The organism is Bacillus sp. S3 (assembly GCF_005154805.1).
In the GTDB taxonomy this organism is placed as follows: domain Bacteria; phylum Bacillota; class Bacilli; order Bacillales; family Cytobacillaceae; genus Neobacillus.
In genome coordinates, this window is record NZ_CP039727.1 from 4,104,471 (window position 1) to 4,126,127 (window position 21,657).

The 21,657-nt window shown below is 40.3% G+C and carries 26 protein-coding genes; 6 read left to right on the forward strand and 20 right to left on the reverse strand.

Features of this window, described 5'->3' with window-relative positions; all coding sequences use genetic code 11:
• Positions 1–15: 15 nt before the first annotated feature.
• The 3 genes from FAY30_RS20040 to nadE form a co-directional block, all read right to left on the reverse strand.
• Complete coding sequence (locus FAY30_RS20040; protein WP_149871521.1) at positions 16–714, reverse strand: amino acid ABC transporter permease; 699 nt, start codon at positions 712–714, stop codon at positions 16–18.
• Entirely contained in the window at positions 701–1,522 is an 822-nt protein-coding gene (locus tag FAY30_RS20045) for an amino acid ABC transporter substrate-binding protein (protein ID WP_149871522.1), read from the reverse strand. The genes FAY30_RS20040 and FAY30_RS20045 overlap by 14 nt, the downstream gene beginning before the upstream one ends.
• 241 nt (positions 1,523–1,763) lie before the next feature.
• Positions 1,764–2,585 (reverse strand): NAD(+) synthase, encoded by an 822-nt coding sequence (gene nadE / locus FAY30_RS20050; protein WP_149871523.1) that lies wholly within the window; start codon positions 2,583–2,585, stop codon positions 1,764–1,766.
• A gap of 128 nt (positions 2,586–2,713) precedes the next feature.
• On the opposite strand from nadE, the gene FAY30_RS20055 reads away from it, so the two are divergent.
• Positions 2,714–3,226 (forward strand): acyl-CoA thioesterase, encoded by a 513-nt coding sequence (locus FAY30_RS20055; protein WP_149871524.1) that lies wholly within the window; start codon positions 2,714–2,716, stop codon positions 3,224–3,226.
• Between the two features lie 194 nt (positions 3,227–3,420).
• Here FAY30_RS20055 and FAY30_RS20060 read toward each other — a convergent pair whose 3' ends face one another.
• The 5 genes from FAY30_RS20060 to FAY30_RS20080 form a co-directional block, all read right to left on the reverse strand.
• Positions 3,421–4,422: a DUF3231 family protein gene (locus FAY30_RS20060; RefSeq protein ID WP_149871525.1), complete on the reverse strand. Its 1,002-nt coding sequence runs from the start codon at positions 4,420–4,422 to the stop codon at positions 3,421–3,423.
• A gap of 103 nt (positions 4,423–4,525) precedes the next feature.
• Complete coding sequence (locus FAY30_RS20065) at positions 4,526–5,500, reverse strand: cation diffusion facilitator family transporter (protein WP_149872791.1); 975 nt, start codon at positions 5,498–5,500, stop codon at positions 4,526–4,528.
• 154 nt (positions 5,501–5,654) lie between these two features.
• Positions 5,655–5,888, reverse strand: coding sequence for a group-specific protein (locus tag FAY30_RS20070; RefSeq protein WP_149871526.1), 234 nt, complete (start codon positions 5,886–5,888; stop codon positions 5,655–5,657).
• A gap of 111 nt (positions 5,889–5,999) precedes the next feature.
• On the reverse strand, positions 6,000–7,010 hold the full coding sequence (locus FAY30_RS20075) for an AI-2E family transporter (RefSeq protein WP_411675462.1): 1,011 nt from the start codon (positions 7,008–7,010) through the stop codon (positions 6,000–6,002).
• Positions 7,011–7,089: 79 nt separating this feature from the next.
• On the reverse strand, positions 7,090–8,109 hold the full coding sequence (locus tag FAY30_RS20080) for a polysaccharide deacetylase family protein (RefSeq protein WP_190284700.1): 1,020 nt from the start codon (positions 8,107–8,109) through the stop codon (positions 7,090–7,092).
• A 365-nt stretch (positions 8,110–8,474) separates the two neighbouring features.
• On the opposite strand from FAY30_RS20080, the gene FAY30_RS20085 reads away from it, so the two are divergent.
• Positions 8,475–8,696, forward strand: a complete 222-nt coding sequence (locus FAY30_RS20085; RefSeq protein ID WP_149871529.1) for a hypothetical protein — start codon at positions 8,475–8,477, stop codon at positions 8,694–8,696.
• A 65-nt stretch (positions 8,697–8,761) separates the two neighbouring features.
• Positions 8,762–9,391 carry a DUF2085 domain-containing protein gene (locus tag FAY30_RS20090; RefSeq protein ID WP_149871530.1) on the forward strand — a complete coding sequence of 210 codons (630 nt, stop codon included), beginning with the start codon at positions 8,762–8,764 and terminating at the stop codon, positions 9,389–9,391.
• Between the two features lie 50 nt (positions 9,392–9,441).
• On the opposite strand, the gene FAY30_RS20095 is transcribed toward FAY30_RS20090, so the two are convergent.
• The 9 genes from FAY30_RS20095 to FAY30_RS20135 form a co-directional block, all read right to left on the reverse strand.
• Positions 9,442–9,768 (reverse strand): helix-turn-helix domain-containing protein, encoded by a 327-nt coding sequence (locus FAY30_RS20095; RefSeq protein WP_190284701.1) that lies wholly within the window; start codon positions 9,766–9,768, stop codon positions 9,442–9,444.
• Positions 9,769–9,832: 64 nt separating this feature from the next.
• Positions 9,833–10,765 carry a type II secretion system F family protein gene (locus FAY30_RS20100; RefSeq protein WP_149871532.1) on the reverse strand — a complete coding sequence of 311 codons (933 nt, stop codon included), beginning with the start codon at positions 10,763–10,765 and terminating at the stop codon, positions 9,833–9,835.
• Between the two features lie 3 nt (positions 10,766–10,768).
• Positions 10,769–11,731: a type II secretion system F family protein gene (locus FAY30_RS20105; RefSeq protein ID WP_190284702.1), complete on the reverse strand. Its 963-nt coding sequence runs from the start codon at positions 11,729–11,731 to the stop codon at positions 10,769–10,771.
• 4 nt (positions 11,732–11,735) lie between these two features.
• Entirely contained in the window at positions 11,736–13,079 is a 1,344-nt protein-coding gene (locus FAY30_RS20110; RefSeq protein ID WP_149871534.1) for a TadA family conjugal transfer-associated ATPase, read from the reverse strand.
• A complete protein-coding gene (locus tag FAY30_RS20115; protein WP_149871535.1) occupies positions 13,066–14,277 on the reverse strand; it encodes a CpaE/TadZ family protein in 1,212 nt (403 codons plus the stop codon). Before FAY30_RS20115 ends, FAY30_RS20110 begins: the two co-directional genes overlap by 14 nt.
• A complete protein-coding gene (gene cpaB / locus FAY30_RS20120) occupies positions 14,277–14,900 on the reverse strand; it encodes a Flp pilus assembly protein CpaB (protein ID WP_149871536.1) in 624 nt (207 codons plus the stop codon). Before cpaB ends, FAY30_RS20115 begins: the two co-directional genes overlap by 1 nt.
• Positions 14,901–15,063: 163 nt before the next feature.
• Positions 15,064–15,435 carry a TadE/TadG family type IV pilus assembly protein gene (locus tag FAY30_RS20125; protein ID WP_149871537.1) on the reverse strand — a complete coding sequence of 124 codons (372 nt, stop codon included), beginning with the start codon at positions 15,433–15,435 and terminating at the stop codon, positions 15,064–15,066.
• Positions 15,432–15,944: an A24 family peptidase gene (locus FAY30_RS20130; protein ID WP_223820806.1), complete on the reverse strand. Its 513-nt coding sequence runs from the start codon at positions 15,942–15,944 to the stop codon at positions 15,432–15,434. Before FAY30_RS20130 ends, FAY30_RS20125 begins: the two co-directional genes overlap by 4 nt.
• Before the next feature lie 79 nt (positions 15,945–16,023).
• A complete protein-coding gene (locus tag FAY30_RS20135; RefSeq protein WP_149871538.1) occupies positions 16,024–16,191 on the reverse strand; it encodes a Flp family type IVb pilin in 168 nt (55 codons plus the stop codon).
• A 241-nt stretch (positions 16,192–16,432) separates the two neighbouring features.
• Between FAY30_RS20135 and FAY30_RS20140 the strand changes: the two genes are divergently transcribed.
• Both FAY30_RS20140 and FAY30_RS20145 read left to right on the forward strand, forming a co-directional pair.
• A complete protein-coding gene (locus FAY30_RS20140; RefSeq protein WP_149871539.1) occupies positions 16,433–16,765 on the forward strand; it encodes a DUF192 domain-containing protein in 333 nt (110 codons plus the stop codon).
• A 387-nt stretch (positions 16,766–17,152) separates the two neighbouring features.
• Positions 17,153–18,109: a Tad domain-containing protein gene (locus FAY30_RS20145; protein ID WP_149871540.1), complete on the forward strand. Its 957-nt coding sequence runs from the start codon at positions 17,153–17,155 to the stop codon at positions 18,107–18,109.
• Positions 18,110–18,334: 225 nt separating this feature from the next.
• Here FAY30_RS20145 and FAY30_RS20150 read toward each other — a convergent pair whose 3' ends face one another.
• Together FAY30_RS20150 and FAY30_RS20155 are read right to left on the reverse strand one after the other, a co-directional pair.
• Complete coding sequence (locus FAY30_RS20150) at positions 18,335–18,937, reverse strand: undecaprenyl-diphosphatase (protein WP_149871541.1); 603 nt, start codon at positions 18,935–18,937, stop codon at positions 18,335–18,337.
• 156 nt (positions 18,938–19,093) lie between these two features.
• Positions 19,094–20,341, reverse strand: a complete 1,248-nt coding sequence (locus FAY30_RS20155) for an MFS transporter (RefSeq protein WP_149871542.1) — start codon at positions 20,339–20,341, stop codon at positions 19,094–19,096.
• Positions 20,342–20,740: 399 nt separating this feature from the next.
• Here FAY30_RS20155 and FAY30_RS20160 point away from each other — a divergent pair, with 399 nt between their 5' ends.
• Positions 20,741–21,208 carry a hypothetical protein gene (locus tag FAY30_RS20160; protein ID WP_149871543.1) on the forward strand — a complete coding sequence of 156 codons (468 nt, stop codon included), beginning with the start codon at positions 20,741–20,743 and terminating at the stop codon, positions 21,206–21,208.
• 59 nt (positions 21,209–21,267) lie between these two features.
• Here the strand turns inward: FAY30_RS20160 and FAY30_RS20165 are convergent, their stop codons facing one another.
• Positions 21,268–21,654: a 2Fe-2S iron-sulfur cluster-binding protein gene (locus FAY30_RS20165; RefSeq protein ID WP_149871544.1), complete on the reverse strand. Its 387-nt coding sequence runs from the start codon at positions 21,652–21,654 to the stop codon at positions 21,268–21,270.
• Between the last annotated feature and the right edge of the window lie 3 nt (positions 21,655–21,657).

Genomic DNA, 21,657 nt, shown 5'->3' on the forward strand with positions numbered 1-21,657 from the left:
GTGAAAACTCCCTTACTATGATGCGTATCGATCCAATCTTTTTTCCAAAAACCCCTGGATGACAGAGAGGAAAAAGCAAATCACCCAATAAAGGAGGGCTGCTTCAGAATAAACCAACAAAAATTCATAATTGGTTGAAGCGATTTCCTGCGCCCGGCGAAACATCTCCGTAACAAGCACGAGTGAGGCAAGTGAGGTATCCTTTACAAGACTAATAAACGAATTCGATAAGGGCGGAATCGATACCTTTGCAGCCTGAGGCAGAATAATTCTTTTTAATGTTTGTGTATAGGTCATGCCGATGGAATAGCCGGCTTCCCACTGACCTTTTGGGATAGAGAGGATCGCAGCCCTGATAATCTCAGAAGCATACGCACCAACACTTAGGGAAAAACCGATGACCGCAGAAATAAAAGGATTAAGCGTTAGCCCGATGTTCGGCAGGCCATAAAAGATGATGAATAATTGCACTAATAATGGCGTCCCGCGGATAGCTGAAACATACACTCTTGCAATCCCCTGAAAAAGCTTCACCTGAGAAATACGGGCTAGTGCTGTTAAAACGGCCAAAATGATCCCTATGATAAACGAAATAATCGTTAACGGGATGGTGTTCATAATTGCACCCTCCAGCATCGGCTGGAGGGAGGTTTTGGCGATATCGATTAATCGTGCTGTTCGTTCCGGGTCAGCAAAAATACTATTTAAGTACATCTACACCAAACCATTTCTCAGAGATTTTTTTATAAGTGCCGTCATCAACCATATCTTTCAAGGCTTTATTGACTTCAGCTATAAGCTTGTCGCTTTTCTTTCTGAACATAAAGCCGCTTGTTGAGGCATCATCGGACGTTGCGACAATTTTAATCGGAGCTTCCGGCTTTTTCTTTGTATAATCTAAGTAGGCAATTTTATCATTAACGGTCACATCCACACGCTTCTGGGCAAGCAGTTCAACCGCTTGTTGGAAGCCTTCAATACCGACGATATTTGCGCCGAACTTTTTCGCGATATCCGCATAGTTACTTGTCAGCGATTGGGCCGAATTTAATCCCTTTATATCCTCAAACGACTTTACTTTCTCATTGTCCTTTGACGCGATTAACACCGCAGCAGAAGTAATATAAGGATCAGAGAAATCGTACTTCTCCTGGCGGTCCGGGCGAATTCCCACTTGGTTGGCGACCATATCAAAACGCTTTGCATCCAGACCGGCAAACATCGCATCCCATTGTGTTTCTTTAAACTCTGCCTTCACACCTAAACGCTTGGCAACCTCTTCAGCCACCTCGACATCAAATCCAGTCAATTTGCCGCTTTCATCATGGAACGTAAAAGGAGCATATGTACCTTCCGTGCCAATGACCAGCTTTCCATCATCTTTCACCTTTTTTAATAAATCCTTTTCTGCTGTTTTGTTATCAGATTTATTTTTATCGGCTTTATCATCCTTCGTACCACAGGCGGATAAAACAAGCATAAAGCTAAGTAAGAGCGCAAATAAAACGGTTAGTTTTTTCATTCAAATTAAACCCCCTAATTCTGATTGTTTTTCTTGGATTTCATAATCATATGATATTACTTTTATTCTGTCAAAGAAAAAAATCGCTGAGAATAGATTTATTTTACCCTGTTATAAAAAATAAAAACCTATCAGAAAAGTTCTGATAGGTTAAGCTCTTTAAAGCCAGTGCACAAAAATAGAAGCTTTTTATTTCCCGTAGCATGTAAGGCTGTAAAGAAAGTTGGCTTACCCCTGACTCTTACTTCCACCACTCATCAAACATACTGGCAGGCATATTCCGTTTATGTTCTGTGATGAGATAGCGCTTTTCAACTTTTTCTGCGATTTCTTTGGAAACCGGTTTCCCTTCAAGATAGTCATCGAGCTCATCATACGTGATGCCCAATTCTGTCTCATCCGCCTGTCCCGGTTTTTGGTCGAGCAAGTCTGCGGTTGGTACCTTTAAATACAATCGCTCAACCGCACCAAGCTCTATCAGCAAAGCCTTCCCCTGCCGTTTCGTTAAGCCTGTCAATGGCAGGACGTCGGCGCCGCCATCGCCATACTTTGTATAAAAGCCTGTAACCGCCTCTGCCGCATGATCGGTACCGATGACAAGCAGCCCTTCCATGCCGCCGATGGCGTATTGGGCAATCATTCTCATTCTCGCCTTCACGTTACCTTTCTGGTAATCGCTGATCGGCCCGCCCTCATAACTCTGGTCATATTCCTTTTGGACTTCATCAACCGCTGCCTTAATATTAAAGGATGTTTCGCAATCAGCACGAATAAAGTCTAACGATAGTTTCGCATCATCCTCATCCTGTTGAATCCCGTATGGAAGACGGACAGCAACAAACAAAGCATCCGTGCCCTCGTTCCGCAACTCCTCCACTGCCAGCTGGGCAAGACGGCCGGCAAGTGTCGAGTCCTGACCACCGCTGATCCCAAGAACATAGCCTTTTGCCTTCGTTTTTAGCAGGTAATTTTTCAAAAAGTCAATTCGTTTTCGAATTTCCTCTGCTGGCTGAATGGTTGGATTGACATGTAATTCCTTCATAATCTGTGCTTGTAAGCTCATCAATTGAACCTCCTGACCAATTTTTGTATAAATGTAATGTACCACAAAAGCGTCTTTTTCACTAAACATAACAAGTTACATAGTGATTGGGGTAAACTAAACGCAGTCAACATTAGGAGGAATTGTAGATGGAAGCAAAAACGTGTAATGAATCAAGGGTAGTGAGAACGAGCAGGATTTTTCCGAATGATGTCAATAACCATAATACCTTGTTTGGCGGCAAGCTGATTAGTGATATTGATATGGTTGCCTCGATATCCGCTACAAGGCATTCTCGGGCTGAATGCGTTACAGCCTCGATTGATTCCGTTGATTTCCTCAGTCCGATTACCCCAAAGGATTCTGTTTGCATTGAAACCTTTGTGACATCGACAGGAACTACTTCAATGGAGATATTCGTCAAAGTCATTGCGGAAAATCTCATTTCAGGAGAGCGAAAAATTGCCGCTACCGCCTTTTTAACGTTTGTCGCCTTAGATGATCAGGGCAAGCCTACAAAAGTGCCTGGCCTCATCCCCGAAACTGAAGAAGAGAAAAAGCTCCATGAAACTGGGAAGGAAAGGGCAGAAAAGCGGAAAGAACATCGAAAAAGCAGTAAAGAACTGGCAAGTGTGTTTACCACCCATAAACCGTGGGAATAAGAAAAGCGGAAGCGCCCTGGTTAGCGGCGTATGGCCTGGAGCGCTCCAACTGAGATAAAGGAAACACGAAGAGCCGGAGGCGATTCGATGTTGACTTATCGTAGGGGGGAGAGTGAAGGACACTAGCCGCTAGGGCGCTGGAGCTGGACAATTCTCAAAGTCAATTCAAAAAGGTTCGCGAATTGATCGCGAACCTATTTCAATTTCTGAAGATCCCTTCTGCTTGGAGCATGTGGAGGTCCTTGCGCCCAGCCGCGATCGACCATAATATCAAAGCCCTTACCGGAATACGTCAATATTTCTAAGATGTACTTTTGATAAAAGGCTGCTAAGTCTGTTCTCATCGATAAGGAAAGGGCATGTCCAATCAGGGCAATATCAATTGCGTTTAATGAATGGAACAACGTAACCACAAGCCTGTCTGAAAAGGGAGAACATGTTGAATCCGTGACTTCCATATTGGTCGCAATATTCCCCAGCAATTCCTCTTTCAAAAGAATATCATTAAACGTATTGATTTGTTTTTCGGAAATTTCCTTGCCTTCTTGAATGTAAGCGTGAATTTCCTTATCCTTCACCACTTGAAGCAATCCCATACAAAGGATAATGGAAAAATAATTCCGTTCCGTGTTAAAAAAGATTTCTGTAATCTCCGCCACATTTAGCGGCCGTTTTTTTCCAAATCCTTTTAGATAGGAAAGCTTTTCAATATATTCCACTTCCTTTGGATAGGGAATCATTGGCGGTCGGTCATAGATTCCTTTTGAAAGCATTAAGGTTGTAGATTCTTTATATAACATTGAATTTTCCTGAACCATCGTCACAAAAAAATCCTGAACATCTTCTCTTGCCATAGTTGCAGCAATAAAGCCTGTGTTAATCATACTCAAACGGCACATGGAATACACAAAGCTTAAGCCGAACATATCATAAAATAATGGCGGAGCAGATAAATCTAGATCATTTTCCGTAAATCCATCAGGGATTGGGATGCCCTCATCATTAAATATCGCTGTTATTTGGTTTACATGGCTATTCGAAATTTCATAGGCATGCTGTAATGTCGTTTGTATTTCCTCATCTTGATTGTGGTGGAGAAAATAAGTTAATAAACAAACAGCCATATTTTCTTGGAGATAGGTCGCCCACAATCCGCCGATTTCGGCACTGGTTAACCGAACATTATGCTTAACCATTAATATGTAGCCTCCTAAACATACTATAAGAATAGATTCCCAATTGGGATGCTGTTTTATTCTCCACGTATGTAAACTGCCTCATTTGATTTTTCTTATCCGCTTATTTGCCCGTTTGCTCACTGCGGCTTTTCCATGTCATCACACCATCTTCTTCATCGATCTCGATTGTGACATCGACAACACCTTTCTCTGCCATGATTTTTTCCTCTAATCGGTCTTTAATATCATCGGCTGCGGCAACCGTTAGTGTTGGGTCAATTTCAATTTCCAATTCTACATGCAAGTCTTCTCCTTCTTTAATGACCGTTATGTCCTGAATATCCATGACATCGGGGTCTGCCATGACAAGCGTCCCAATTTTGTTTTCCATTTCCTCATCTGCCTGCCCAATAACACCTGCCGCATTGTCTAAAAAGACCTTTCCGACAACAAAAAACATCATCCCGCCAATCAGGATCGAGGCAATCCCTTCTAACTGATGGAAATTTGTAAAGTGGGCAATCACAACAGCAATAATTGCTAACAATCCACCCATAGTAGCGACAAGGTCTTCCAAAAACACAAGTTTTGTCGCCGGTTTTGCTCTTCCTAAATTAGCGAAGCTCTTAACAAACACACCTGGACCACTTGCTTGGACATTAATTTCATGCAAAATTTCCTTCATGGCTTTAAATAAGACAAAGGTTTCAAGTAGTGTGGAAACGCCAAGGACTATAATATTAATGATAAATCCGCCGGACTTTGTTGGATGGACCACATGATGCCAGCCTTCTTTAATGGTTTCAAAAGCCATAATCCCGACAATCAGCACCGCCCCCAATAGAACTAAATTGACAAGGCGGCCAAAGCCGTTCGGATATTTTTCTGTTGGCGCTTTTTTACTTAAAGCCGATCCAACAAACACAAAAAATTGATTGGCAGCATCCCCAAGGCTATGCATCGTTTCGGCGAACATCGCCACATTGCCTGTAAACATAAAGGCCACACCTTTAATGATCGAAATAATCGTATTAATAATGGCGGCCAGCATGGCAGACTTATTCCCGCGTTTCAAAAGCTGTACTAATTCACTCATGGAATCCTCTTCTCTTTTCATTTGTTTTCTTTAATATTTTCTAAAATTGCATATTTCATTAAATAAATGATGGATAACGTGCGAATGGGCATAAATAATTTCACGATTCAAAACAAAAGGCCCCTCGCTGCAACAGCGCTAGGGGCCTCTCCATTTAAACGTTTCTTAACACCAAGTATAAACGGTTATTCCGTTCATCCTGCTCTTCAGCCGATGCCAAATCATATTTTTTCAAAAGGTGGAATACTTCATTTAACAAATCCTGGGTGTGCTCCTTGGCAAAAAACTGATCGAATAAAGGCTTCATCTCCTCAGGTAAAAAAGCAGCCTGGGATTCGTATTTACTTTTTACATCCTCCTGCGAGTGATCTAACTTGCATTCGCTCATTCGGAAACCTCCTCACCTATGTACTTACCCTTAGAATAGCAGAAATAACCAAACAAAACCAATAGGCCGCGCCACACCGCCATTTACAAAAAAAAGCCCAATCTTGGGCTTTTACTTAACCTTCTCATTATCCGTCACTTCTAATACATCCAATAGGAAGACAAAGATCGGAATCCCGATGATCAGACCCCACACACCGAAAAAATGCTCGGAGAAAATCAGGACGATAAATGTATAGAAAACAGGTAGATTTGTTTTAGAACTCATTAAATTTGGATTTAAAATATAGGCCTCGATACCATGGATCACCGCAATCGCAATCATGACATAGACCACCTTCATGATGCCGCCAATACTATAGGCGATAATCACAAGCGGAATTAACGAAATAATCACGCCGGCAACCGGGATTAAGCCTAGGACAAAAATCATAATCGATAAGCCGCCCAGCTGAGGGAAATCGAGCAGCCATAAGAAAATCGTGGTCAAAATACAGTTCACTAAAGCAATGATTAATTGCGCTTCGATTACTTTACCAAACGTACGGACGAATTTACGGGCAAAAAATTCAACTTCCACGTAGATCGATGAGATTTTGCTCGTTCTAAATTTCCCGGTAAATTCAATTAAGCGCGGTTTTTCCAACAAACAAAATAGGCTCAACAACAGTGCCAATAACACCTGCAAGGTTATTTTACTAATATCAGTAAAATATTTAATTAGGAAGGTAAAACCTTGCTCCAGGTAATTGGAAATTTGATTTTCTTCCACGCGGCTGACGAGATAATTCAGAACAATATTATCATGCTGTGCGGTGTAAAAAGCAGTTAATTGCTTGATCAGCGCAGTAATTTCACCGGCAATCATCGGCAGGTACATCACTAAACCGTAAGAAAACAAACCGATCATACAGGAATAGGATACAATCACCAGTAACCTGCGATTCAGCGGAATTTTCTTTTCAAGAAATTGCACTAACCGGTCCATTAAAAAAGTAAAAATAAACGTGAGTAAAATTAAATTAATCATTGATTTCATCGCATATAAAATCAGCGCGATGAACACAAAAATGGCTATCCTTTTAAATCCGCTGCTGTGCAAAAGTTTGTTTATCATAGGCAATTATCGAACCCCATTATTTTTACTATTAGATATAAATTTATTATATCAAACCACTAGGCATTCTGTCTTTTTTAAACTGCTATCTTGCGCTAAATTGAACGGGTGTCATCGTGCTCTCAATAGATTTACCCTCATAGCCCTGTTTACTCAAATAGTCAAGCAGCGCCGGAAGATGATCAAGCGTTTCCTGCCGTTCATGTAAAAGAATTACCTTCGGCCCATTATGGTCTGCCAAATGGTTTAATTGTTCAATGACACTGTCAACGTAGCGGGCATCCTTATAATACCAGTCCTTGCTGTCAATATTCCAATCCCACATTTTATAGCCATTCTCCTGAACAGCCTGGCGATATTCTACTGTCATATGGGGAACACTGCCGTAAGGGGTCCTCATAATATACGAATCAACACCCGAAATTTCCTTTAACGTATTACGGTTCTGTGTTAATTCTGCAATGACAGAATTAGCTGATGCATAAAATGCTTTCGGACTATGGGACACACTGTGAAGGCCCACGGTCTCGCCATTTTGAACCATTAACTTTACCGAATCAGGATATTTTCGAATATTTCCGTCAATCATAAAAAAGGTCGCCTTGAATTGATACTGTTCCAAAAGGGCAATAATTTCACCGGAAAATGCCGCCGGACCGTCATCAAACGTCAAATACACGGTCTTATTGTTCCCCTGTTGCTCCGTCCTATTTTGCTCCGGCTCTCCTGCGTTGGATTCGTTCACTGGTGGTTGGTCAGTAGGTGTATCGTTTGTGGCAGTTTGGGCTGCGGCAGTTTCAGTAGTAGGTTTTGGCGTGTTACTATTCTCAAGATCTTGCTTATTTCTCCAAAACACCGCTTGTTCTTGGTGCTTACGGATCAGGTGTTTTTCCAGCTTAAAATCCTCAGTGTTTTTTATAATCGATTCTGGTGTAGGTCCTTTGGCTGCAGCACGATTAAAAGATTCATTTTTTGAGTGATTACTAGGTTCCCCCGCCGCCTTCGCCTGAAAATAATTACTGACAAAAATACCGGCCAAAATGAGCCCAATCGTAACAATGACACTTAACATCCCTTTCGGCCATCCGCTATTTTGTTTCCTCATTTCTCTACCCTCTTTGTTGTTTTTTCCTTCTCCCATTATAGACGAATTCTCATCCGTTTTGTTTCAAATCTATTAAAAATATTACAATTCTATTAAAAAATCTCGCTATTCCTATGACATTCGACAACACGAGTTGACAATAGCATGTATACCCTTTTTTACAACTGATTTACAACTTTTTACCAATCTATTATAACAGTAAAAAATGGAAAATGGAGTGGAGGGAAGAAAATAAATCAGAAATTTCAAAAAGGAGTACAGGCAAATTTAATGCGGGTATGACATACATATCATTGAACGAGAATTACTTATGGCATCTTACCTATGGAATTCGTTTCTTCTGATTATTTTTGGAGGTGATGGTTGTGTCAGGTGGGCTTAAAGCTCTGCTTTACATCTTATCCTTTCTCATTCCTGTGGTTGGAATTATCTTAGGAATTATTTGGATGAATGATCAGGACCTTGAAAAAAAAGCAATTGGAAAAACTTGTTTGATTGTAGGAATTGTCGCCATCGTCCTATCCTGTATCTGTTGGTTTGCAGCATCAGCACTGTCCATTGCCCCGGCGTTTATGACGGGGTATTAGATGAATGAAAAGAACCCAATTCATCATGCGTGAATTGGGTTCTCTCTCATAAGGGGTGATGTCCATTGATCCACGACCTATTCCATTTCTTCGGAAGAGCGATCTGCCACCAGTTGGAGGAACGGTCACTCCAGGCATCAGGCGAAACACTCTCCGTTTGCGCCCGCGACACCGGCATCTATATAGGTATTTTTTCAACGCTCATCTATTTGCATCTGTTCAAACGAGGGGCAAAAATCACGATTCCTACAATAAAGATAAGCTTGTTTCTTCTATTATTAATGGTACCCCTGATGATCGACGGCTTAGGCTCTTATTTACACTTATTTGAAACCGATAATACCCGAAGATTACTAACCGGAATCAGCTTCGGACTTGCCCTGCCTAATTTTCTTTATCCGCTGCTCTCGCCAAAAGCGCTTGATGAAACGAGCAAGCCCGTCATCACCGTCAAAAGGGACTTTTTTATTCCGTTGATTTTAAGCTGCGGATTGGGTGGACTTGTTTATTGGGGGAAAATATCTTATTTCGTTCTGGATGGGTTCCTTATTTTAACCGTTATGATTTGGTTCAGCATGTGCGGTTCGTTTCTATTTTCGAGTATTCAAAACACCCATCTAAAGTCAGCGCTATCGGTTTGTTCCGGTCTTGTATTGCTATCTACGCTTTCCTTGTTACATAGTTTTGTCGCCTAATAAGAAAAGAGAGCATTTCCACCAGGAAAATCGCTCTCTTTTAAAAATATCTATTCTTCATTAATCTTATTGATTAATTCTTTTATTTGCTTTAATTTCTGAGGATTTAGTTGATCCTCCGATAATTCAATTTCTACCTTTAAAATGCTCTTAATGGAAGGCTTATGTTTCTCTTCGTTTTTTTTATCTTTCACTAAATCTTCCACTTCAACCCCGAACGTCGCAGCTAATTTTTCTAAGATATCCAAGCTGGGGTTCTTCTGGATTCCCCGCTCAATTAAACTTAGATACGACTTGGAAATCCCGGTAAGTTTACTTAACTTAGATAATGAATAAGCCTTTTTCTTGCGTAGCCTTTTGAGTTTACTTCCATCCATCGTATCTCTCCTTCTGTTCAGCGCCCACCATCCCACCATATAATACGAGACTCTATTAAAAAAATTAACCGCCAAAACCTTTTGTCACAAAATAAATAACCAATGGTCCTAAGATCACGATAAAGATGGAAGGGAAGATGAAAAACACCATTGGGAACAGCATTTTCACAGGTGCCTTCATCGCCTGTTCACGTGCAGCCTCGCGACGCTGTTCGCGAATTCTAATTGTCAAGTTTCCCAGAACCTTGGCCATCCCAATACCAAGCTGGTCGGCCTGGATGAGGGAAGTGATTACACTTTGAAACGAATCGGAAGGAACGCGCTTGCGTAGTTCGTAGAAGGCCTCCCGTCTGGATTTCCCCAGCTTCATGTCTTCTAATGTTTGAAAAAATTCATCTGCCAGCGGACCTTTAATTTTTTGCGAAACCTCTGCTAACGCCAAATCGAGTCCCATCCCGGCTTCTAGCAACAGGTTTACGGTATCAAAGTAATCGGGCATCGCCTTATTGATCGCCTTGATTCTTGCCGTTTTCTTTTTCCCAAGAAAAAACACCGGCAGCCTGAATCCCAAAATTGCCATTGTGATAATCATCAGCCAGGTTAACATTTTGTTATCGGATAGCGGCAATATAAAGAAGAAAATAAGCAAGCTCATGCCGGTACTAAGGACGATTTGTAACAGGCGAAAGTCAATCGCCGACTTAAACGGATGGCCCGCATCCCGAAGCAAGGTGTCTAACTTTTTCTTTTCCACCTTTGAAATCCGTTTATTTAATGCCTGGGTTCCTTTATTCCAGTATTGATCAATAACCTGCCTTAACCGGCCATCCTTTCGTCCCCCTAAAGAATCCTCTTTAATTGTGACGGAAGCTACACCGAAATACTTGTTTACCCGTTCATTATAGGCAAGCTGCCTTTTAAAAATAGTGAACATTAAAGCTGCCAGAACTGAGGTCATAAATCCAGCCAGTAGAAAAAGTAATAAGATATCTAGCATGCTTTACACCTCTATTCGGATAATTTTTTGAATAAATACCCAACCTAGAATCGTCGAAACTGAGGCAACAAACAGCATCGCCCATCCTAGCGGGTGCTCAAGCATCGGGGCAAAATATTCCCGATTGACTAATGCTAAATATAATGCGAGGCCAACAGGAATTAAGGTAATAATCCAAGAGGACATCCTTCCCTGCGCTGTCAAGGTGCGTAGCTCCTCTAATATACGAACCCTGCCTCTAATCGTATCCTCCATTGTTTCCAACAGGTCGGCTAAGTTACCGCCGCTTTTTCTTTGAGCAAGAATTGCCCTTACGACTACTTCCAGCTCATTATTCGGCAGTCTTCCGACCATTTCCTCAAACACATCATCGAGTGGAACACCAAGGCCTGATTGGCGGACAACACGGTCAAATTCCGGGCCAAGCGGGTCGGGGAATTCCTTGCCTACAAGCTGCATCGCCTGCATAAAACTGAAACCTGCCCGCATTGAATTCGCCATCATCCCCAGCACTTCGATTAATTGATAATTGGCTCGGGTCAATCGCTTTTTTCGTTTTTGCTTCATTATCGTTTTTGGGATAATAAATCCTATAACAGCAGCGAAGAGAAACAAGTACCATGGTAATCCTAGTAAACCGGTAAAAATAGCAATCCCAGCTGCAGCAAGAATGCGCAATGCAAAAAATTCCTCCGGTTTCAAGTTGCTGCCGGCTTCTACTAATAATTTCTCAGTACGTTCACTAAATTGAACACTGTTAAACATTCTTGCTATTGAAAGAAAGAAGCGCTTGAAGACAGACGGTTCCTTTTCTTGACTTTCCACTAATTCTTTCATCTGCTGCGATGGTAAAAACTCTTTCATTCGGTTGTTCATTCTTCGTTTCTTTGTGTATTCACTTAATAATAAATACATCAAAAGAGTGGCCAAAATAACAATCACCGTTAATTCAAGTACAAGCTCCATCTCTCTACCACTCCCCGACAAACCATGTAGCAGGCAGTTTATATCCATTTAATTCAAGCAACTCAGCAAACTTTGGCCGAATACCCGTGCTAATGAATTTTCCTTCAATTCTGCCGTCCGAACTAAATCCTGTTTCCCTAAATTTAAAGATGTCCTGAAGAACGATCGTTTCTCCTTCTAGGCCCAGTACTTCGGTAATATGGGTGATTTTTCTTGTACCGTCTTTCATTCTGGACTGATGAACAATAACATCAATGGCATTGGCAATTTGTTCGCGGATCGCTTTTACCGGTAAATCAAATCCCGCCATTAACACCATTGTTTCCAAACGGGAAAGGATATCCCGAGGAGAGTTCGCATGTCCGGTACTCATTCCGCCGTCATGACCGGTATTCATCGCCTGAAGCATATCCAATGCCTCGGCACCCCGGACCTCCCCGACAACAATGCGGTCAGGACGCATCCGAAGTGAGTTTCGCACTAAATCCCGGATTTTAATTTCGCCTTTTCCTTCAATATTAGGCGGCCGTGATTCCAGTGAGACAATATGCTCCTGATAAAGCTTCAACTCAGCAGCATCTTCGATCGTAACAATCCGGTCCTCATTGGGAATGAAGGAGGATAAAACATTAAGTGTCGAGGTTTTCCCTGAACCTGTTCCACCGCTAATAAAGATGTTGAGTCTTGATTTCACACACATATCAAGAAACTCCGCCATCATTTCATTTACTGTTCCAAAGTGAATTAAATCCTTTATCGTAAACGGTGTTTCGGAAAATTTCCGAATCGTCAAACTCGGCCCTTTTAGCGCGAGTGGCGGGATAATCGCATTGACACGTGAGCCATCGGGCAAACGGGCATCGACCATTGGTGAGCTCTCATCGATTCTGCGGCCGATTGGTGAAACAATCCGTTCAATCACACGCATCACATGCTGGTTGTCGGTAAAATTCACATGGCTTCTGTATACCTTACCGTTTTTCTCATAATAGACTTCATCAAAATTATTGACCATGACTTCACTGATTAATGGATTATCCAACAGAGGGGAAATCGGACCGTAAGCGAGTAGCTCATCTTTTACGTAGTCCATCACCTCTTGTTTTTCCTCAAACGTCAGCCTTGTGCCTTCCTGGTCAAAAAAGCCCTGAGCCAATTCCTCAATTTTTCTTTTTTCCGTTTCTTTATTCTGTCCCGGGTACTTTTTCAATTCCTCTAGGAGGTAATTATGAAGATTCGCTTCGATATCCCAAAATTCCTCGGACTTTTTCGAAACGGGAATTGCCAAACTATCTTTTGTTGCCGTAGTTGCATTATTCCCCTCTATATACCGTTTAAATAGTGACATTCCTCTTTCCACCTCGCTTGCCTACTTGAAACCACTTTTTATCCTTTTTCGATACCATATTTCCTTCACTTTTTTGCTCATAAAGCTTTTCGGTTAAATTCAATACAGCCTTACCAATGCTGCTGCGAGGATGTGACAAGAGATATGGCTGCCCAGTTTTGATGGAAGACGATACAATATTCGACTGATCCGGAAGAGTATGGTACACATCAATCGTCAAAATTTCTTCGATTCGCTTCTGGTCAAGTCCCTGCCCCTTTGCATTACGATTCAAGATGAGTTTTACTTTCCCCCGCAAATGAATAGCTTCCAATGTATCTAAATAAAGCTGACATAATCGCAGACCCGATATTTCATTCAGTGTCAAAAGTAAAATCTCATCGGCTAGATCCAAACAGCGAAGGTGAATCTCGGATAAATAAACAGGCATATCAATCAGGATCATATCAAATTGGTTTTTAACTTCCTCTATCGCATCCTTCATATGTTTTTCAGAAATACCTTCAAAGAATTCCGGCCGAGGCGGAGCAGCGAGAATAGAGACATCGCCATCTACGAGTGTCATATATTGATTGATTGAATAATTCGGGCGTCCATGGCCTTCCTTTACCCACTCATAAATCGTTCTTTTCGGCTTCACATTATAATAGATGCCGACCTCGCCAAATTGCAGGTTGCCATCAATCACGGCTACTCGCTTTCCCATTTTAGCAAAAGCTACAGCAAGATTAACCGTGAGGACCGTTCTGCCAACACCGCCTTTTGGGCTGGATACGGCAATTACTTTCCCTTGCTCTTTTACTAGATTGATTGAACTAGGTTCAATTTTTGCTCGATGGTGCATAAATTTCTTTGCGTGAGCAACGGTTTCAGACAATTCTCCAAGGTCATATGTAGAACGAAGAGTATCGGAAGCCCCCATTAACATGGCCTTCTTCAAGTTCTCCAACTCTTCGGGTACAATCAAAATAATATAAACATGCGGGTAAAGAGCCGAGATTTCCTGGCATAGGTCATACACATTAAACTGTGTATGGGCTTCCAGAAATAGCACGGACTGATTCTTCACAGCCAACAGGGAATGTAACTTCTCCACTTGATTGGCGGACAAAATCTGATATTGCTGCTTTTCAATAAATTTTTTAATCTCTCCAGGAGGAGAATTCGTATCAGAAAAATATACCCAATTAATGCTCATTACTTTTCCTCCTTCGGATCATCTTTGATTACTTCTCTTGTTTGCTTTATTCCTGCTTTGCCGGTTTCAGTATCTTCCGTATTCCTTAGCATTAGATAGAATCCGTCTTTGTCCTTGGAAGCTAGACCGAGCATGACTCCTTGATCAACTGTAACCTCCAATGTGACAGTTTCATACTTAAGAGCACTTTCTTTGTTGTCTGATGATTGACCTGAAGTTAGCACCTTTACATTTTCCAGAACAAGCACAGCCGATTTATATTCCTTTTTTGTCGCATCATCTTTGGTAGTTTCATAGGCAATCACATCAACCATTGAATTCGGGGCTACATATCCTGAAACTCCTGCTTCTAAATTAACCCTAATCGAAATCGCACGTTTGCCTGTACTTACATCAACCATTGGATTAGAGAATTCTCTTTCGAGCAACTTCTCCTTTTCCGCTTGTTTCTCTTTTTCAATTTCTTCTGCAGATTTTTGATTTTTTCCCCCGTTTGACTCCTCGCTAACTTGCGAACTGGCTGGAGTAGAGGCATTTTCTTTTGCTAAAATAGCTACATAAACCACACCTGCAACCAACAACCCTAATATTAAAGAAATAAGCCATATTTTTTTCGTATTCATATCGTCCCCCTACATCACTAAGACCTGAAAATTCACTATATCAATTTGCTACTATTTAACTTAAATCAAATATCTTTCATCTATTTTTAAAGCAGTATTACAAGATATTTAGGTTATTTAGTTGTAACTAACATAAATGCACCACTGCTTTTCATTTCGGTAATTATTCCACTCGCATAACAGTGGTGTCTGTTAAAGTTATCGGACCAACAATGCTTCCAATAACTGGGGTAAGAAATGTAATCGGATACGTTATTGTAACCGTAGCATTGGCTCCAGGAGAACCTGTTGTGACTGTTACACTACCATTTGGCTTAGTTAAATTAATACTACTTCCAGAATCTATACCTATTTTTTCAGCCTCCGACTTAGTTTTTCCTATACTAGCTGCCCGAGCGGCTTCCCTTCCTGCGTGATCGATTGTTAAATAGGCATGGAAAATTCGTGCAAAGTCCATTATTCCAAGTAAAAGTAAAATAAGTACCGGAACGATAAGTGCAAATTCAACTAACGATTGCCCTTTTTCTGATTTCATATGAAATTCCCCCAAACAATCGTACAAAATGTGCCGAGAACAATTGCTACTCCATAAGGGAATGAAATGCTTGAACTTTTATCTTTACTAAATAATTTGGATCCCAAATTACTCCTCAAGAAAAACAATTGGTAACAGAGGGATTTTAAGGAAAGTTTGACTCCATTTCTTTTCATAATCAACATAACAGAGATTAATCCACCTATTAGGGCTATATAAACGAAAGAATATAAAACGAAACTTGTTCCCATTAAAGCCCCGATTGCAGCCATTAACTTAACATCACCAGCTCCCATCCCCCCTAATAAATATGGGATTAGCAAAAGTGTTAATCCTATCAAAAAGCCCTTCCCACTGAAGAGAAATCCTTCAAGACCTTGTAAAGTTGTATAATAAATAAATCCAAATAGTATTGCTGGTAATGTTACTATATTTAATATTCTTCTATTTTTAATATCGGTTATTAATGAAATCAATAACGCAGTTATTAGTACAAAGTTAATAATCATAGCTCTACCTCTCTAGTATTAATAGAAGGAAAGCCCTACCTATAAAAAGTAGGGCAATGAATTCAAAGAATAGTCTGGATTAAGGGTTTATTTGACCCGAGATACCATCAAATAAAGCTGTAATATCCGCTTTTAATGTTATTATTACAGCAACAGCAACTACTACAACTCCAGCTAAAATTAATCCATATTCCGATAGCCCTTGACCTTCTTCTTCAACTACTAAGTTCTTCAATTTTTGTAACATTTGTTTTCCTCCTATTAAAAAATTATTTTTTATTCCGTTCTATATTTAGAACTTAATTTAAATATAAAACGAACAAATTGATTTGAAAATGTCCATATTTGGTCATTTTTGCCTAATATATTGTGTTTTTCATATCTTTCCTCTATTATTCTAATTTTTTCTTAGTTTTTCGTTCTTTCGAAAGAACAAAATATTTAATATAATGAACTTAACGTTATAGATTAAAGGAGATTTTATTAATATGAGAGAAAAAACTGTATTCATTCCGTATCAAATTAAGATAGCAGACTCTTTTTTTAAAAGACTGAAAGGATTGATGTTCCTTAAGAATCCTATTATGAATGAAGGGCTTTTAATTGTGCCCTGTAATTCAGTACATATGTTTTTTATGAAGTTTCCAATTGATGTTGTTCTTCTTAATGAACGAAATGAGGTTATTAAGGTATATCCAAATTTAAAACCCTGGAGAATGACTAAACCTTTGAAGGCAGCACACTCAATACTGGAGCTCCCTGCAGGCTCGATAAATAACTTAGGCATTATTGTTGGTAATATTATTCATGTTCAGCTCTAAATTTTATTTATTCCAATTCGTCCTTTTTTAGATTTATTGATTCCACACACTTTTTTGTGAATTAAAGGTAAATATATCTGTACAAAGAACTACATACACAGTATCATTCTTTATAAAGAACAAAAAGTGGGATGAGTATTCCTCAACAAGTTAAAATTTTTATCCTAACAAGAATCAGGTCAATCGCTTGTTCTATAATTGGATGGAGGAAGCATTTCCTTTTGTAAACCTTGTTGACTAATGTAGGGGAGAAGGTTTAATACTTCAAGTTTGGAATAAAATTAATCCTGGTGGTCAGGAAAGAATCCAAAAATAGAAATGCTTTAATCATTCTCAATAAAGCAATAAACATTCACACATAATTGACTGTATATAGGAGGTGTCGTTATGTTCAAAAATTTAATAAAAGAAGAGAATGGTCAATCACTTGTTCTTGTTGCTGTTTCAATAATAGCTCTCATTGGGTTTGCCGGTTTAGCGATTGACGGCGGAAGATTATATCTGGCAAAATCACAACTCCAAAAGGCAGTAGATGCTGGTGCGCTTGCTGGTGCTGATGTTCTGTTAAAAAAACTTGTTGAAGGACCCGTTTCACAAACTGAGTATGATCTAGCCAAAGACGAAGCAGGAAAAATTGCTGGTAATAACTATACAAGTAATGTGCCTTATACTCCTAAGGCTTATCGGGACGGCCCAGATTATGTTGAGGTTTATGGGGAAGAAGATATTCAATTATTTTTAATGCCAGTTTTAAACTTAACAAATAGTAAAGTTAGCGCATTTGCAAAGGTGAAAATAGGTAATGTTAATAAGTTTGGTAAAAGCAATGTGATTCCAATCGGGGTACATTTAAACGAAGAATTAGAATTTGGTGACCCTTGGAAGTTATTATATGGACCTGGAGATGGAAAAAAAGGAAACTACGGCTTTTTAGACTTTTCCAAGCTTGAAAATCCCCCGCAGAATAAGTCAGGGGCCAAAGATGTTGCTGAATATTTTACAAAGGGTTCCCCGATAGACATGGAAATAAATAAGACAACCATTCAAACAGTAACCGGTTCTTTTGTGTCTTCAAATCATATACAGAACGCAATTGAGAATATAATCAATAGTGGAGGAATTGTTTATGTTCCGATTGTAACCCAATTTGGAGTGCAAGATGAATTCGATGATTCAAATGGGCAGGACAAAGTAATGGTCATCGGCTTCGCTGCTTTTAAAGTTACAGGTTATAACAAAGATACACATCAAATAGATGCTGAGTTTCAGAGAATGATTCTTCCAGGGGAGATTGGCGATGAAACTTCGGAATATGGAACTTTTATTTCCAAATTAGTTATGTAAGTTCATAACATCCTAGTTTTAGTTGTTGGATTGAGTATTGCTACGGTTACAAACATATTTGACTATTAATTTTTAAAAGGGCTGAAACCCAAAGAAGAGTTTGTTGCTCAGCCCTTTTTCATTTGTGCAGCAGGATAAAAATATGTTAACGTTTTTACATACCAATCAATAGGCATAAAACGGAAAAACCCTCTTTGAATTTAGATTCAAAGAGGGTTTCCTTTTTTAAAAGTGATTGGATTGATCCTCTGCCTTCCCATTTACAGGCAATTTGCTTTTTTCATGTTTCGTAAGAGCCGCTGTAATGAAGCTGAGCTTCGGAACAAGCCAGTAGGCAAATAGTGCTGCCGTAATGCCAAACAGTGCCGATGTAAGTATATCCCCAGGATAGTGAACACCGACCATGATCCGTGACGTTCCCACAAGGACAGCAAGGATGAGCCATCCCCAGCCCTCTTTCTTTCGGACTAACCAAATGGAAAAACAGATCGAGAAAAATATGATGGAATGATCGCTCGGAAAGGCATTATCGACTGCTTTATCAACTAGTTTGTTAACATTGGGCAGTTCGGCGAATGGCTGGTAATGGGAATATAAACTCCCGGCAATTTTTCCAAGGACTTCGGCGACTGCAACTGCGAGTACACCTTGAACCACCATGATTCTATTTTTGCTTGTTTTGGTAAACCAATACACCAACAATCCAATTATTAAAATATACAACATATATTCTGCCATGAAGATGGCGATGGGATTTAGGAAATCATATTCTTTTCCTAAATCATTGATCGCCCGAAAGGCATCGATATTTACTTGCGAAATAGACAATGTTCTTACCCCCTGCTTAATATTTTCTAGTCCCTTGCTTCTATTCGGCAGAAGGCTTGATCTGGTGATTATTTCTTACCTGACTATACATACTTTACGATTCATTCATAATCGACCCGGAGAACTGAGAGCTAAGATGTATTTTTCAATGTACCCCTATTTAGAACCGAGAACTTCAGGTTTTGACTGCTGTTTTTGGTTGTATATCGGCAAGATGAACAGTAATCCGATGATAAACAAGACGGCCGATGTTTCAAACGTTGTTACTAATGAATACTTCTCTTTTAAAATCCCGGCAATACTCATAGTGATAACCATTGAGCCGGCGAATAGCGGACTTAAAATTCCGTTGACGCGGCCGATAAAGGCCTCTTCTGTTTTTTGCAAAATCAAGGTATTGATCCCGATTTGAATACAAGGCATCATCAAACCGTTCGCAAACTCGGCAATTAAGGTAATCCAGATGTTTGTCGACCAGCCCATTACAGCGATGCCGATGCCATTGACAAGCATTCCAAAAACAAGCAGACGCTGCGGTGCCACATTTTTGGCAAAAATCATCGCCACGGCACCACCGATAATCATCCCCACACCGTTGACCATTAACAGCCACTGAAGGTTTTCCTTCGGCAGATTTAATTGCTCGGTAACAAGGAAAATCGATAAAGGATTAATGAACCCGACCCCTAGACCTGCTGCCATAAAACATAGGCCCAGCAGGCTCAATTCTTTTTTTCCAAGTACATACTTAACTCCACTTTTCATTTCTTGCAGTAACGTGGACTCACCGACGTCTTCCAATGGACGATCTTTTGGCAAGAATGCAAGGGCCGCCGCTGAAAGCAAGAACGCAAGACCGGTGATGGTGATGGAGATGTCAATTCCAAACGATTGGAAAATGAATGTTCCAATTACCGGTCCCAACACCATAAATAAAGCAAAGACGGTTTGATAGACAGACATCGCCTGCTGCACTTGATCCGGGGACAAATGCATTTTGAACAATTTCATTCCTGAAGGCTGCGAGAATTGTGAAAGGATGGCTGAGATTAAAGTCGCGAAAAACACTACCTTCCACGTTCCGAAAATTAGGGTGATGAGTACGACAAAGATGGATACTGCACTTAAAATATCGCACCAGACCATCGTCTTTTTCGGGGCCCACCTGTCGGCAAAGGTTCCGCCAATAAACGAGAAAATAAAGATTGGCGCGAATTCAGCTACAGAAATCATTGAGACGGCAAAGGCATCACCGTTGGTTTGGTCCATGACGAACAGCAATACGGCAAAGTTTCGCACCCAAATTCCAATTTGTAAAAATAATCCGGACATGATAATAGCGAGAAAGACCCGGTTTTGAAACAGGCCTCCGGTTGGTGCTGGTTGTGTTATGTTTTTTTCCATATAAAAACCTCCTGCGGTAATTTTTCTGGCAGGAGGCGGCACAATACAATTTCAAAGCGGCAAAATATCCCGGCGTGACGGGACACTATGATCTTATCGACTTGTATAAAAGTACAGACTAATCCTATCCAGAAAAAAAAGATTGTATTTTTTTCATGAGAAATAGGATTAAAAGATCATCGTTCCATGGTCACCCTTCCGTTTTTTGTAAGATTTATTTTAATTGATTTGGAGCTTTTAAGCAAGTGTTTTCATGTTAGGAATTTATTAAGTGAATTTCATTTGGCTGCACATGTTGTTCATATAACGGTCATATTTTAGGTTGAGAATCCCATTGACAATGATTCTCATTATCTATAAAATGACGAGTATAGAGATTCCATCGAAGGGGGATACAACATGTTTAACATGCTTTTTGGGTTGAAGGATATTCACACAGTTCTAGCAAATCAACGAAAAATCGGCGGTGCAGCGGAAGCAGATTCGATTCGCTTATCATCTGGTGAAACCTACCTTAACCCCGTGTTTACAAATGTTGATATCTCAAAAGGGCACTATGTCTCCGTCGGCTTTATCGATGAGGACGGCGCAAACATCATTACCCACGTCGACCAAATTGCCGTCATTAAAGGCTTGCAGCACAAATTAATTTGCCAATTAAATAACACATTCATCAAAGAAATCATGGTCCGCGATACATTGCAATACTTACAAAGATTATGTGAAGTCAATGCCGGTTTCATTACCTCGACGTTCAAAAAGGAAGCATTGAAGCTCGTCCACGATATCAGTGTGAATGAGTTGAAAAATCACAATGTATCACTGCCATTCCCTGTTGAAGATAAAGTAGTTCGTTTACATGCGTAAACGAGGTCCGATTGTGGACCTCGTTTTTTTGTGGTTTGGGTGGATATTTGAATTCCTTATTAGAGAATTTCCGCCTGGCATGCCAAGCGATAGCCGCCCGTGATTGCTTTATTTAGCTTATTGTGCTCTTGTTCATTTGGCTGAGATAATCCCGGGCCTTGGACCACTTTCACCGTACACTGACCACAGGTTCCTTTTCGGCATTTAAACTGGATTTGCTTTCCTTGGTTAAGTGCTGCATCAAGGAGTTTCCCTTTTTCTGGAGAAATTTCAAACTGGATGTCCCCCTGCTGAACAATAATTTTTGCGGGCTTGATAACCGGAGATTGCTGTTCCGGTAGTTTTCTTTCAAGTTTGATTGCTGGAGCTTGCTGCATTTTTTTATTGGAAACGGGCACTATTTTTCCAGGAATCAGTGATCCTACTGTAAAAACTCGCTGCGCCACCGG

Coding starts and splice junctions, on each gene's coding strand:
- FAY30_RS20145 (WP_149871540.1), top strand. CDS start 17,153: ATGTTCAAAAATTTAATAAAAGAAGAGAATGGTCAATCACTTGTTCTT.
- FAY30_RS20080 (WP_190284700.1), bottom strand. CDS start 8,109: ATGAGGAAACAAAATAGCGGATGGCCGAAAGGGATGTTAAGTGTCATT.
- FAY30_RS20130 (WP_223820806.1), bottom strand. CDS start 15,944: ATGATTATTAACTTTGTACTAATAACTGCGTTATTGATTTCATTAATA.
- FAY30_RS20155 (WP_149871542.1), bottom strand. CDS start 20,341: ATGGAAAAAAACATAACACAACCAGCACCAACCGGAGGCCTGTTTCAA.
- FAY30_RS20040 (WP_149871521.1), bottom strand. CDS start 714: ATGTACTTAAATAGTATTTTTGCTGACCCGGAACGAACAGCACGATTA.
- FAY30_RS20125 (WP_149871537.1), bottom strand. CDS start 15,435: ATGAAATCAGAAAAAGGGCAATCGTTAGTTGAATTTGCACTTATCGTT.
- FAY30_RS20160 (WP_149871543.1), top strand. CDS start 20,741: ATGTTTAACATGCTTTTTGGGTTGAAGGATATTCACACAGTTCTAGCA.
- FAY30_RS20065 (WP_149872791.1), bottom strand. CDS start 5,500: ATGAGTGAATTAGTACAGCTTTTGAAACGCGGGAATAAGTCTGCCATG.
- FAY30_RS20110 (WP_149871534.1), bottom strand. CDS start 13,079: ATGTCACTATTTAAACGGTATATAGAGGGGAATAATGCAACTACGGCA.
- FAY30_RS20070 (WP_149871526.1), bottom strand. CDS start 5,888: ATGAGCGAATGCAAGTTAGATCACTCGCAGGAGGATGTAAAAAGTAAA.
- FAY30_RS20055 (WP_149871524.1), top strand. CDS start 2,714: ATGGAAGCAAAAACGTGTAATGAATCAAGGGTAGTGAGAACGAGCAGG.
- nadE (WP_149871523.1), bottom strand. CDS start 2,585: ATGAGCTTACAAGCACAGATTATGAAGGAATTACATGTCAATCCAACC.
- FAY30_RS20105 (WP_190284702.1), bottom strand. CDS start 11,731: ATGGAGCTTGTACTTGAATTAACGGTGATTGTTATTTTGGCCACTCTT.
- FAY30_RS20135 (WP_149871538.1), bottom strand. CDS start 16,191: ATGTTACAAAAATTGAAGAACTTAGTAGTTGAAGAAGAAGGTCAAGGG.
- FAY30_RS20045 (WP_149871522.1), bottom strand. CDS start 1,522: ATGAAAAAACTAACCGTTTTATTTGCGCTCTTACTTAGCTTTATGCTT.
- FAY30_RS20060 (WP_149871525.1), bottom strand. CDS start 4,422: ATGGTTAAGCATAATGTTCGGTTAACCAGTGCCGAAATCGGCGGATTG.
- FAY30_RS20100 (WP_149871532.1), bottom strand. CDS start 10,765: ATGCTAGATATCTTATTACTTTTTCTACTGGCTGGATTTATGACCTCA.
- FAY30_RS20095 (WP_190284701.1), bottom strand. CDS start 9,768: ATGGATGGAAGTAAACTCAAAAGGCTACGCAAGAAAAAGGCTTATTCA.
- FAY30_RS20115 (WP_149871535.1), bottom strand. CDS start 14,277: ATGAGCATTAATTGGGTATATTTTTCTGATACGAATTCTCCTCCTGGA.
- cpaB (WP_149871536.1), bottom strand. CDS start 14,900: ATGAATACGAAAAAAATATGGCTTATTTCTTTAATATTAGGGTTGTTG.
- FAY30_RS20140 (WP_149871539.1), top strand. CDS start 16,433: ATGAGAGAAAAAACTGTATTCATTCCGTATCAAATTAAGATAGCAGAC.